Raw genomic sequence first — 11,776 nt, 5'->3', positions numbered from 1 at the left:
AAAACAGGTTGGCCGGTTGACGGAGTTCCCGGCACGCCCCCTCTCGACCCTCCTAAGGAACCGCGCCATGACGCTCGACACCCCGTCCAACGATCTCAGCCATATCATCGAGGCCGACCGCGCCCATGTCTGGCACCACCTGCTCCAGCACAAGCCGCTCGAGACCACCGATCCCCGGATCATCGTGGAGGGCAAGGGGATCAACGTCTGGGACGCCACCGGGCGGGAATATCTCGATGCGGTCTCCGGGGGGGTCTGGACCGTCAATGTCGGCTACGGGCGCGAGAGCATTGCCGACGCGGTTCGGGAGCAACTGGTCAAGCTGAACTACTTCGCGCAATCCGCCGGCTCGATCCCGGGCTCGCTGTTTGCCGAGAAGCTGATCAGCAAGATGCCGGGGATGAGCCGGGTCTATTACAACAACTCCGGCACCGAGGCGAACGAGAAGGTCTTCAAGATGGTGCGCCAGATCGCCGAGAAGCGGCACGGCGGGCGCAAGCACAAGATCCTGTTTCGCGAGCGCGACTACCACGGCACCTCGATCACCGCGCTCTCGGCCTGCGGCCAGCCGCAGCGGAGCGCGCAATACGGGCCCTACACGCCGGGCTTCGTGGAGGTGCCGCATTGCCTCGAGTACCGCGCCCAATGGGATGTCGAGAACTACGGCGAGCGGGCGGCCGACGCCATCGAGGAGGTGATCCTGCGCGAAGGGCCGGACACCGTCGGCGCGCTCTGCCTCGAGCCGATCACCGCCGGCGGCGGCGTCATCACCCCGCCGCAGGGTTACTGGGAGCGGGTGCAGGAGATCTGCGCGAAATACGAGGTCCTGTTGCATATCGACGAGGTCGTCTGCGGCGTCGGGCGCACCGGCACCTGGTTCGGTTACCAGCATTACGGCGTGAAGCCCGATTTCGTGACCATGGCCAAGGGCGTGGCCTCCGGCTACGCCGCTATCGCCTGCACGGTCACCACCGAGGCGGTGTTCGAAATGTTCAAGGACGACCCGAGCGATCCGATGAACTATTTCCGCGACATCTCCACCTTCGGCGGCTGCACCGCAGGGCCGGCGGCGGCGCTGGAGAACATGCGGATCATCGAGGACGAGGGGCTGCTCGACAACACCAATGCGATGGGCGCACGGCTGATCGCCAACCTCGAGACTCTCAAGGAGAAGCACGCCGTGATCGGCGACGTGCGCGGCAAGGGCCTGTTCTGCGGCGCCGAACTGGTTGCGGATCGCGCCAGCAAGGAGCCGGTGGACGAGAAGCAGGCCCAGGCGGTCGCCGCGGACTGCATGGCGCAGGGCGTCATCATCGGCGTCACCAACCGCTCCCTGCCCGGGTTCAACAACACGCTCTGCCTGTCGCCCGCCCTGATCGCGACGCCGGACGATATCGACCGGATCACCGACGCCATCGACGGCGCGCTCACCCGCGTATTCGGCTGATCTGACCAAGGACCGCTCCGGCGGTCCTCCCGCCGACTTTCGGGGCATCGGGGATGCCCCGAAACCCGTTGGGCCGGGCCGCGCCTTCGGCGCGGTGGGTCGGCCGTGTTCGCCCCGTGGCGCTCCCGCTCCCGACACGCTAGCCTGCTGGCCGAACCTCCGCAGAGCGGCCCCGCATGGCAATACCGGCAGATACCTTCTTCCTCGATCCGGACAGCGACCGGACCCTGCAGCAGCAGATCCAGCAATGCGTCACCGAGGCGATCCTGTCGGGGCGGTTCAGCCCGGGAGAGCGGATGCCCTCGACGCGCCGGCTGGCCGAGCATCTCGGCATCGCCCGGATCACCGTCACCATCGCCTACACCGAGCTGGTCGCGAACGATTACCTCGTCTCGCGCGGCCGCTCAGGCTATTTCATCTCGGAGAACGCGCCGCTGCCGCCGGCCTTTCCCGAGAACAAGGTCGAGGCCGCCGGCCCGGTGGACTGGTCCCGCGCCATCGGGCGCCGCTTCTCCGGCTACGCGCCTCTGATCCGCCCGCCGGACTGGCGCTCCTACGCCTACCCGTTCATCTACGGCCAGGCGGATTCGCGGCTCTTCGACCACCAGAACTGGCGTCTGTGCGCCCTGCAGGCGCTCGGGCAGAAGGATTTCGAGGCGCTCACCTCGGATTACTACGAACAGGACGACCCGCGGCTCGTCGAATACATCCTGCGCCACATCCTGCCGCGGCGGGGCATCGCCGCCCGCCCGGAGGAGATCCTGATCACCATGGGCTCGCAGAACGCGCTCTGGACGGCCGCGCAGATCCTGCTGACCCAGCGTCGGACGGCCGCGCATGAGAACCCCTGCTACCCGGGGCTGCGCGAGATCCTGGCCCAGACGCGCTGCAACACCGTCTCGATCGACGTCGACGCGGGCGGGCTGCCCCCCGAGGCGCTGCCCGGTGGCATTGACGTGGTCTTCACCACCCCAAGCCACCATTGCCCGACCAACGCGACCATGCCGCTCGACCGGCGCAAGGCCCTGCTGGAGCGCGCCGTCGAGGAAGGTTTCGTGATCGTCGAGGACGATTACGAGTTCGAGATCGCCTTCGCGAAATCCCCCTCGCCCGCGCTGAAATCGCTCGATCGATCCGGCTCCGTGATCTACACGGGCTCCTTCTCCAAGTCGCTCTTTCCCGGGCTCCGGCTCGGCTACCTCGTCGCCCCGGCGCCGGTCATCGTCGAAGCGCGAGCGCTGCGGGCGCTGGTGCTGCGTCACCCGCCCGGGCATATCCAGCGCACAGCCGCCTATTTCCTGTCTCTCGGGCATTACGAGGCCCAGATCGGGCGCATGGGCCGCGCCTACCGGCAGCGACGGGCGGTGATGGAACGGTGCCTGCGGGAAAACGGACTGACGCTCGCCGTTCGCGAGACCTCCGGCGGCTCCTCCTACTGGATGCGGGCGCCCGAAGGCGTGAACACCACGCAACTGGCCGAACGCCTGCGCGCCGACGGCGTGCTGATCGAGCCCGGACGGGCGTTTTTCGGGCCGGGACGGGCCAGTGACCGCTACTACCGGCTGGCCTATTCCTCGATTGCCGCCGACCGCATTCCCGAAGGGATCGCGCGGCTGGCGCGCGCCATCGAGGCCGGCTGAGGCGAGGGGCCGGAGCCGCGGGCCGCACGTCCCCTGAACGCTGAAGGCAGTCGTGCGCACCGCTGGAGAGGCGCGCCGAAAATTGGCCCTATCGCGCCGACGCATCTGGACCTAACGCCAACGCTGGCGCCAAGGGTAAAACGGCCTTCAATCCTGCCCCTCCCGGGGCATCTGCCTGCAGGAGCTTCCCCATGAAAATGACGACCGAAGAAGCCTTCGTCAAAGTTCTCCAGATGCACGGGATCGAGCATGCGTTCGGCATCATCGGTTCCGCCTTCATGCCGATTTCCGACCTGTTCCCGCGCGCCGGGATCACCTTCTGGGACTGCGCTCACGAGGGCTCCGGCGGCATGATGGCCGACGGCTACACCCGTGCGTCGGGCAAGATGTCGATGATGATCGCGCAGAACGGCCCCGGCATCACCAACTTCGTGACGGCGGTGAAGACGGCCTACTGGAACCACACGCCGCTCCTGCTGGTCACTCCGCAGGCCGCCAACAAGACGCTGGGCCAGGGTGGCTTCCAGGAAGTCGAGCAGATGGCGCTCTTCAAGGACATGGTCGCCTACCAGGAGGAGGTGCGGGATCCGTCCCGGATGGCCGAGGTGCTCAACCGGGTCATCCTGAACGCGCACCGCGCCTCCGCCCCGGCCCAGATCAACGTGCCGCGCGACTACTTCACCCAGGTCATCGACATCGACCTGCCGGCGGTGGTCGAGTTCGAACGCCCCTCCGGCGGCGCAGACGCCATCGCCGAGGCCGCCAGGCTGCTGTCCGAGGCGAAGTTCCCCGTCATCCTGAACGGCGCGGGCGTGGTGCTCGGCGGCGCGATCCCCGCGTCGATGGCGCTGGCTGAACGGCTCACCGCGCCGGTCTGCTGCGGCTACCAGCACAACGACGCCTTCCCCGGCTCCCACCCGCTGTTTGCCGGTCCGCTCGGCTACAACGGCAGCAAGGCGGGCATGGAGCTGATCGCGCAGGCCGACGTGGTGCTGGCGCTCGGCACCCGGCTGAACCCGTTCTCGACCCTGCCCGGCTACGGGATCGACTACTGGCCGAAGAACGCCAGGATCATCCAGGTCGACATCAACCCGGACCGCATCGGCCTGACCAAGCCGGTCAGCGTGGGCATCGTCGGGGATTCGAAGAAGGTGGCCGAGGCGATCCTCGAGCAATTGTCCGGCACCGCCGGCGACGAGGGGCGCGAGGCGCGCAAGGCCACCATCGCGCAGACCAAGTCCGCCTGGGCACAGCAGCTCTCCTCGATGGACCACGAGGAGGACGATCCCGGCACCACCTGGAACGAGCGTGCCCGCGCTGCCAAGCCGGAGTGGATGAGCCCCCGCATGGCCTGGCGCGCGATCCAGGCGGCGCTGCCGAAGGAGGCGATCATCTCCTCCGACATCGGCAACAACTGTGCCATCGGCAACGCCTACCCGACATTCGAGCAGGGCCGGAAATACCTCGCCCCCGGCCTCTTCGGCCCCTGCGGATACGGCCTGCCCTCGGTCGTCGGCGCCAAGATCGCCTGCCCCGACACGCCCGTCGTGGGCTTCTCAGGCGACGGCGCCTTCGGCATCGCTGTGACCGAGCTCACGGCCATCGGCCGCGGCGAATGGCCGGCGATCACCCAGATCGTCTTCCGCAACTATCAGTGGGGCGCCGAGAAACGGAACTCGACGCTGTGGTTCGACGACAATTTCGTCGGCACCGAACTGGACGAACAGGTGAGCTATGCCGGCATCGCCAAGGCCTGTGGCCTGCAAGGTGTCGTGGCCCGCACCATGGACGAGTTGACGGACGCGCTGAACCAGGCGCTCAAGGATCAGGCCGCCGGAAAGACGACGCTGATCGAGGCGATGATCAACCAGGAGCTTGGCGAGCCGTTCCGGCGCGACGCCATGAAGAAGCCGGTGGAAGTCGCCGGCATCGACCCGGCCGACATGCGGCCCCAGAAGGGCGCCTGACCGCGCAGCAGCGGATCACTTGCCACCTCCCCGCCAGAGGGAGGGGCCTTGACCCTGAGCCCCCGGAGCAACCGCCCGGGGGCTTTTTCGTGGGTCTCAGGCCCGTTGCAGCCCGTAGTAGAGCTGCGAGACATGTTCGGCCTCTGCGAAGAAAAGCCAGCGCTCCACGAGCAGGCCGCCAGCGGCAGAGAGCACGCCCAGCACGAGGAGCGGCGCCGACAGGCCGGTGATCAGGCTCAGGGCCAGCAGGACGGCGGGCACGGCGAAGAGCGCCAGCAGCACCCCACGCCGAAGTTTCACCGCATGCTTGCGGCCGACCGAATAGCCCATCTCGCGCATCACGAAGTTCGGCATCGTGTGCGGAGGGTCCAGCGGGCGCGGCGTGCCGAGGTCGGGCATGCCAAGCGCCATCTCCACGGTATAGGCGCCGGGGTCGGCATCCACCGCCGCCCAATAGCGAGCCTTGAGCCAGGCCGCGGCAAGGAGCGCGGCCAGCGACAGCGGCCCGGCGATCCCGAGCGCGTGGCCGCCGAGCGCCAGCAGGAGGCAGAAGAGCAATCCGCCGGATGCCAGTGCCAGCGCCAGGTAGATCCAGACCACGTCCTTCCGGTTCCAGTGCCGGATCGTGCGAAGAGAGGCATAGATCCGCGCCGTACAATAGACCGTCGCGGCGGCGCCCAGGGCGGTGAGCAGCGCGGCGAACGACGCTACGGCGGAGGCGCCCCCGAAGGCGGCGAGGAGCAGCAGCAGGCCCGCCGGCACATAGGTCGCCGCCGCCGCGACCGCCTCGCGCGAGAGCCAGGAACTCCGCCATTGCGAGAAGGCGCCGAGCGCCCGCTCCGGGTGCCCGAGGTGCCTGGCGGAGGACAGCAAGCCAAAGGTCACCAGCGCCAGCGCCAGCAGCATCCCCGCGACCATCAGCCAGCGGCCTCCGGGCATTGCGCCGACCAGCGCGGCGAGGGAGAGCCAGAACAGCAGCCCATAGCCTGCGCCGGAGGCCACGGTGAAGAAGATGACGGAATAGGCTGGATGCATCTTTTCCCTCAGGATGACAGCGTGCGGTCGACCCACGCGAAGAGTTTCTCGATGGCCGTGGTCCCGGTGGCCGTTTCCGGCGGCGGCGTCTCGGACAGGTCCAGCGGCACCGAGGTCTTGCGCGGCGGCAGGTACTTGTTGACGGGCCGGTAGCCGAACTCGTCGAGCAGGTTGAATCCGTCCCGCGCGGCGACGGAGCGCGACACATCGCTGTCGGGGTCGCCAAGGTCGCCAAAGGCCCGCGCCCCTGTCGGACAGGCCCTGACGCAGGCCGGGATACGGTCCTCCTCGGCCAGCGTCTCGTTGTAGATCCGGTCCACGCAGAGCGTGCATTTCTTCATCACGCCATCGTCGTGATCATATTCGCGCGCCCCGTAGGGACAGGCCCAGGAGCACAGCTTGCAGCCGATACAGGTGTCCGGGTTGACCAGGACGATGCCGTCTTCGACGCGCTTGTAGGAGGCCCCCGTCGGGCAGACCGTCACGCAATCCGGCGTCTCGCAATGCAGGCAGGAGCGCGGGAAATGGACCGTCTTCGCCGCCGCGCCTTCGCCGAACTCGTAGGAATGGATCCGGTTGAGCCAGGCGCCGCTCGGGTCCGCGCCGTAAGGGTCGTGGTCGGACAGCGGCGCCGAATAGCCGCCGGTGTTCCACTCCTTGCAACTCGTGGCGCAGGCCTGGCAGCCGACGCAGATGTCGAGGTCGATCACCAGCCCGAGCTTCTTGTCTGTGGCAGGGGGCAACGTGGTCATCGGGCTTTCCCCCTGAACTCGGCACCGAAAGCGAGCTTGCCGGGCGACGCCGGCTGCGTGCCCGTTCCCAATGGCTCGAAATAGGGCTCCACATGGTCGCACGCCTCGGCCTTCTCGATCCTGACCCGCAGGTCGAACCACGCGGCCTGCCCGGTGATCGGGTCGGAGTTGGAGAACCGGTAGCCCCCTTCCCGCTCCGGCAGCAGCTCACCGATCAGGTGATTGAGCAGGAATCCGTCCCGGCTCTCGGGCGCGTCCTCCGACAGGCCCCAGGCGCCGCGGCGCTTGCCGATGGCGTTCCAGGTCCAGACGGTGTGAGGGTTCACCCCGTCCATCAGGCGCACCTGGCACTTGATGCGGCTGAGATGCGAGGCGAGCCAGACCCAGTCGTCGTCAGCAGCGCCAATGGCCTCGCCGACGCTCCGGTGAATATAGAGACGGTTCGCCGCCGTGATCTGGCGCAGCCAGGCGTTCTGGCTCCCCCAGGAATGATACATGTGCATCGGCCGCTGGGTGATCGCATGGAGCGGAAAGGACGCCTCGTCCACCTGGCTGCCTTCGAAGGGCGGATACCAGAACGGCAGCGGATCGAAATAGCGTTCCACCCGGTCGCGCGCCCGCTCGGGCGGCTGCCGCTCGCCATGCCCGCGCGCGGCGAGGCGGAAGCGTTGCAACGGCTCGCTGTAGAGCTGGAAGATCGTCGGCTCCGGAGACAGGCGGATGCCCTTCTCGATCCCCCAGTCGAGGTAGCCCCGGTTCGCGTGCTTGAAATAGGCATGTTCCGGCGCCACACGATGCTCGAAGAACGCGCCGTTCTCCTTGTAGCGCTGGATCTGGTCGTCGTTGGGTGTGCCGACGCCGAATTCGCTGCCGTCCTCTCCCCGCCAGCCGGCGAGCGGCCCGATCCCCGGCTTGCGCTGGTGGTGGACCATGTAGTCGGGATAGCCGCCGGGGTACTTGGGCGAGCCGTCCTCGTTGGTGAAGGCCGGCAGGCCGATCCGCGCGCCGAGATCGATCAGCACGTCCTGGAAGCCGCGGACGTCGCGGTCGGGCTGAACCACCGGGTGGCGGATCGAGTCGGCGATGAAATCCGGATCGGAAATCGGGCGGTCCAGCATCGAGATGCAGTCGTGCCGCTCCAGGTAGGTCGTGTCCGGCAGGATCAGGTCCGCGAAGGGGACGGTCTCCGAGTAATAGGCATCGGAGTAGATGATCTTCGGGATCACGTAGTCGCCGTTCTCGTCGGTCGCGGTCAGCGCGTCGAGCGTGCCCGGCACGTTCATCGACGAGTTCCAGGCCATGTTCGCCATGTATAGGAACAGCACGTCGATGCCGTAGGGATCGCGCTTGGCCGCGTTGTTGATCACCATGTGCATCAGCCCGTGCGCCGACATCGGGGCATCCCAGGAGAACGCCTTGTCGAGCCGGCTCGGGTTGCCCTCCGCGTCGAGCAGCAGATGCGCAGGCCCGTGCGGGAAGCCAAGGTGCGGGCCGCCGAGCGGCATTTCGGGCCGGATGTCGCCCGTGGCGCCGTGCGGCAGAAGGTTCGGCGGGGTCTGCTTGGGATAGGGCGGCTTGTAGCGGAACCCGCCGGGGCAATCGATCGTGCCCAGCAGGATCTGCAGGACATGGATCATCCGGCAGGTCTGGAAGCCGTTGGAATGGGCCGAGATCCCGCGCATCGCGTGCATCGACACCGGCCGGCCGATCATCCTGTCGTGCTTGCGGCCGGCCCAGTCCGTCCATTCCCGCTCGATCACGATCTCCTCGCGAAACGCCACCTCGGCCAGCTCCGCGGCGATCCGGCGGATCTGGTCGGCGGGAACGCCGGTCTGCCCGGCCACGGCGTCGGGGGTGTAGTCGTCCGACAGGAAGCGTTCGGCCATCAGTTCGAACACCGGCCGCGCGGAGCGCCCGTCCGGCAGCTCCCGGCGCCCGGTCAACGCGGGCTTCGCCGCCACGTCCATGCTGCTGGCCAATGCATTGCCCGCGGTGTCGAACACCAGCGCCCGCCCCTCCGCGTTGCGCGCGAAGAGCCCGTCGTCGGCCTCGCCGGGAGCGTCGATCACCAGCCAGGCAGCGTTGGTGTAGCGCAGTAGGTAATCCAGATCGACCTGTTGCGTCCGGAACAGCTCGTGGATCAGCGCGCCGACGAACAGACCGTCGGTTCCGGGGCGGATCCCCACCCATTCGTCGGCCACGGCCGAATAGCCCGTCCGCACCGGGTTCACCGACAGCACCTTGGCCTGCCGTTTCTTGAGCTGGCCGATCCCGGCCTTGATCGGATTGCTGGCGTGATCCTCCGCGACGCCGAACAGCATCAGGTACTTGGTATGCTCCCAGTCCGGGTCGCCGAACTCCCAGAAAGCGCCGCCAAAGGTATAAAGCCCGCCCGCCGCCATGTTGACCGAGCAGAACCCGCCGTGCGCAGCGAAGTTCGGCGTGCCGTACTGCATGGCCCAGAAGCCGGTCAGCGACTGGCTCTGGTCCCGGCCGGTGAAAAAGGCGAGCTTGCGCGGGTCGGTGCGGCGGACGTCCTTCAGCCATTTCGTGGCCGTCTCCAGCGCCTCGCCCCAGGTGATTTCCTCGAACAGGCCGGAGCCGCGCGGCCCGACGCGCTTCATCGGCGCCCGCAGCCGCGCCGGGGAATAGTGCTGCATGATGCCCGAGGCGCCCTTGCCGCAGATCACCCCCCTGTTCACCGGATGGTCGCGGTTGCCCTCGATGTAGCGGACCTTGCCGTCCCGGATGTGCACGTCGATCCCGCAACGGCAGGCGCACATGTAGCACGTCGTCTTGGCGACCCGGTCGCCGACCGGCTGGTTGAGTTCGATTGTCGGCTCACGCGTCATGTCCTGCCCCCCGAGCGGCCGCAGCCTGCTGCTGTCCTGTTCGCCAATCCCAAGCCAGTGCGCCCGCCCGCTGGCGGCACCACGGCGCTAGCGCGCGACCTCGCGCATGAAACGCTCGCGGATCGTGATCGGGTTCATCGTGATGACCGGGCATTTCACGTTGCCGCTCTCGCATTTCGAGACGATCACGGTCATCCGGTTGGCATCCAGAGCGGCACGCAGCGCCTCCGGCGTCTCCTCGGCAGAGCACTCCACCACGTTCTCGCACCCGCAGGCCTCCGCGACCTTGGCCAGCGAGGTCCGGCCGCCGGTATAGGTCGGCTGGTCTCCGGTGGAACCGTAACTGCCGTTGTCCACGATCAGCAGGATGAAGTTGTCGCAAGGATTGTTGCCGATGGTGGCGAGGGTGCCGAGGTTGGTCAGCACCGAGCCGTCGCCGTCGATGGCGATTACCTTCTTGTCGGTCGCCATCGCGAGGCCGAGACCGATGGACGAGGCCAGCCCCATCGTGCCCAGCATGTAGAAGTTCGACGGCTGGTCGTCGAGCGCATGCAGTTCCTGGCTTGGCGAGCCGATGTTGCAGACCACGAGTTCCTCGGTGAGGGTCGGTTTCAGCAGGTCCAGAAGCTCGTAACGGATCATTTCGCGCTCCCCCAGAAGCTGGCGTCGGTCAGGATGGCGGTGGGCTTGGAGCACATCTGGGTGTGCTGCAGGATGCCGGGCAGTTCGGCGACGTCCTCGGCCTTGTGGAAGTGATAGGTTGGGATGTGGAACTGGGCGAGCAGCGCCTTGGTGTGCAGCGCCATCTCGACCTGGCAGGCCACCGGCTCGCCCACCTCGCCGCGATAGGAGATCAGCATCGGCAGCGGGATCTGGTAGAACTGGATCAGCGTCGCCAGCGAATTGAGCGTCACGCCGAGCGCAGTGTTCTGCATCATGATCAGCGGCCGCATCCCGCCCATGTAGGCACCGGCGCACAGGCCCATGCCCTCGTCCTCCTTGTTGCATGGGACGTGCAGGATGCCGTCGGTCTGGTCGACCAGTTCGATCACCCCGGCGAGCTGCTTGCACGGCACGCTGGTGACGAAGTCAATCCCGTTGTCGCGCAGATCCCCGATGATCTGCCTGTCGATCTCCCTGGCCATGTCGCCTCCTCCTCAGGACTTGTTCAGCCGGTCGAGCACCATTTCGGCAATCATGGTGCTGACGCGGACGTTGGATTCCTCCGTGACGCCGGCAATGTGCGGCGTCAGGATCAGGTTGCCCAGACCCTCGAATTTCGCGGCCGCTTCCGCGGTCAGCGGCTCGGTCTCGAAGACGTCGAGCGCCGCGCCGGCGATCTTCCCCTCCCGCAGCGCCGCGACCAGCGCGTCCTCGTCCACCACCCCGCCACGGGCGGCGTTGATCAGGACGGCGCCGGGTTTCATCGCTGCCAGCGTCTGCGCATTGACCATGTGCCGGGTGGCGTCGACGAGCGGCACGTGCAGGCTGATCACGTCCGCGGCCCGGAGCACGCCGGAAAGATCGGTCCGCATCACGCCGGTCCAGGCCGGGCTGTCGGCGAGCACGTAGGGATCGGTGGCGCAGATCTGCATGCCGAGGCCCTGCGCCAGCTTTGCCGTCTCCTGGGCGATCGCGCCGAAGCCGATCAGGCCGAGCGTCTTGCCATGCACCTCGCGGCCCGCGCAATCCATGCGCGGCCACTCGCCCGCCAACATCCGCGCATTGGCCTGATAGGCGCCGCGCAGCAGCACGAGGGCATTGCTGATCACGTATTCCGCGACGCTCAGGTTGTTGGCGCCGGTCGCGGGAATGACCTCGACGCCCTTCGCCTTGCAGGCCGCGAGGTCGATGTTGTCGAGCCCCACGCCAAGCCGGCCGACGACCTTCAGGTCCGGCGCGGCGGCGAGCAGATCCTCGGTGACCTGCGTCCGGTTGCGGACGATCAGCGCCCGAATGCCTGCCATCATGCCCGGGATATCGCCCTGCCGGTCCGCCAGGTCGGGCTGGTATTCCGCAGGCACGGCGGACTTGAGGGACGCAACGGCGTCTTCGTCCATGAACTCGGTGATCAGGATCATCG

General features: G+C 67.5%; 9 protein-coding genes. 3 read left to right on the top strand and 6 right to left on the bottom strand.

Translation table 11 applies throughout. From position 1 onward, the window contains the following. Positions 1-67 precede the first annotated feature (67 nt). The 3 genes from CHB86_RS03000 (at position 68) to xsc (ending at position 5,054) form a co-directional block, all read left to right on the top strand. Positions 68-1,447 carry an aminotransferase family protein gene (locus CHB86_RS03000; RefSeq protein ID WP_089231134.1) on the top strand — a complete coding sequence of 460 codons (1,380 nt, stop codon included), beginning with the start codon at positions 68-70 and terminating at the stop codon, positions 1,445-1,447. 176 nt (positions 1,448-1,623) lie between these two features. Further along, positions 1,624-3,087, top strand: coding sequence for a MocR-like pyridoxine biosynthesis transcription factor PdxR (gene pdxR / locus CHB86_RS02995; RefSeq protein ID WP_089231132.1), 1,464 nt, complete (start codon positions 1,624-1,626; stop codon positions 3,085-3,087). Between the two features lie 191 nt (positions 3,088-3,278). Then, positions 3,279-5,054 carry a sulfoacetaldehyde acetyltransferase gene (gene xsc, locus CHB86_RS02990; RefSeq protein ID WP_089231130.1) on the top strand — a complete coding sequence of 592 codons (1,776 nt, stop codon included), beginning with the start codon at positions 3,279-3,281 and terminating at the stop codon, positions 5,052-5,054. Between the two features lie 96 nt (positions 5,055-5,150). Here the strand turns inward: xsc and CHB86_RS02985 are convergent, their stop codons facing one another. The 6 genes from CHB86_RS02985 to CHB86_RS02960 all read right to left on the bottom strand — a co-directional run bounded on the left by CHB86_RS02985 (position 5,151) and on the right by CHB86_RS02960 (position 11,774). Next, complete coding sequence (locus CHB86_RS02985; RefSeq protein WP_089231128.1) at positions 5,151-6,089, bottom strand: dimethyl sulfoxide reductase anchor subunit family protein; 939 nt, start codon at positions 6,087-6,089, stop codon at positions 5,151-5,153. A gap of 8 nt (positions 6,090-6,097) precedes the next feature. Then, positions 6,098-6,841 carry a 4Fe-4S dicluster domain-containing protein gene (locus tag CHB86_RS02980; RefSeq protein ID WP_089231126.1) on the bottom strand — a complete coding sequence of 248 codons (744 nt, stop codon included), beginning with the start codon at positions 6,839-6,841 and terminating at the stop codon, positions 6,098-6,100. Further along, entirely contained in the window at positions 6,838-9,693 is a 2,856-nt protein-coding gene (locus CHB86_RS02975) for a molybdopterin oxidoreductase family protein (RefSeq protein ID WP_089231124.1), read from the bottom strand. The genes CHB86_RS02980 and CHB86_RS02975 overlap by 4 nt, the downstream gene beginning before the upstream one ends. Positions 9,694-9,780: 87 nt before the next feature. Further along, positions 9,781-10,335, bottom strand: a complete 555-nt coding sequence (gene comE / locus CHB86_RS02970; protein WP_089231122.1) for a sulfopyruvate decarboxylase subunit beta — start codon at positions 10,333-10,335, stop codon at positions 9,781-9,783. Beyond that, a complete protein-coding gene (gene comD, locus CHB86_RS02965) occupies positions 10,332-10,838 on the bottom strand; it encodes a sulfopyruvate decarboxylase subunit alpha (protein WP_089231120.1) in 507 nt (168 codons plus the stop codon). Before comD ends, comE begins: the two co-directional genes overlap by 4 nt. 12 nt (positions 10,839-10,850) lie before the next feature. Next, on the bottom strand, positions 10,851-11,774 hold the full coding sequence (locus CHB86_RS02960; RefSeq protein WP_217898252.1) for a hydroxyacid dehydrogenase: 924 nt from the start codon (positions 11,772-11,774) through the stop codon (positions 10,851-10,853). Between the last annotated feature and the right edge of the window lie 2 nt (positions 11,775-11,776).

Source organism: Tropicimonas sediminicola (assembly GCF_900188335.1).
In the GTDB taxonomy this organism is placed as follows: Bacteria; Pseudomonadota; Alphaproteobacteria; order Rhodobacterales; family Rhodobacteraceae; genus Tropicimonas; species Tropicimonas sediminicola.
Note: the sequence above shows the minus strand (reverse complement) of the source record. Positions and strands in the feature narration are given on the sequence as shown.

Excerpts from the sequence above, each read along its gene's own strand:
- CHB86_RS03000 (WP_089231134.1), top strand. The coding sequence starts at position 68 with ATGACGCTCGACACCCCGTCCAACGATCTCAGCCATATCATCGAGGCC.
- pdxR (WP_089231132.1), top strand. The coding sequence starts at position 1,624 with ATGGCAATACCGGCAGATACCTTCTTCCTCGATCCGGACAGCGACCGG.
- xsc (WP_089231130.1), top strand. The coding sequence starts at position 3,279 with ATGAAAATGACGACCGAAGAAGCCTTCGTCAAAGTTCTCCAGATGCAC.
- CHB86_RS02985 (WP_089231128.1), bottom strand. The coding sequence starts at position 6,089 with ATGCATCCAGCCTATTCCGTCATCTTCTTCACCGTGGCCTCCGGCGCA.
- CHB86_RS02980 (WP_089231126.1), bottom strand. The coding sequence starts at position 6,841 with ATGACCACGTTGCCCCCTGCCACAGACAAGAAGCTCGGGCTGGTGATC.
- CHB86_RS02975 (WP_089231124.1), bottom strand. The coding sequence starts at position 9,693 with ATGACGCGTGAGCCGACAATCGAACTCAACCAGCCGGTCGGCGACCGG.
- comE (WP_089231122.1), bottom strand. The coding sequence starts at position 10,335 with ATGATCCGTTACGAGCTTCTGGACCTGCTGAAACCGACCCTCACCGAG.
- comD (WP_089231120.1), bottom strand. The coding sequence starts at position 10,838 with ATGGCCAGGGAGATCGACAGGCAGATCATCGGGGATCTGCGCGACAAC.
- CHB86_RS02960 (WP_217898252.1), bottom strand. The coding sequence starts at position 11,774 with ATGATCCTGATCACCGAGTTCATGGACGAAGACGCCGTTGCGTCCCTC.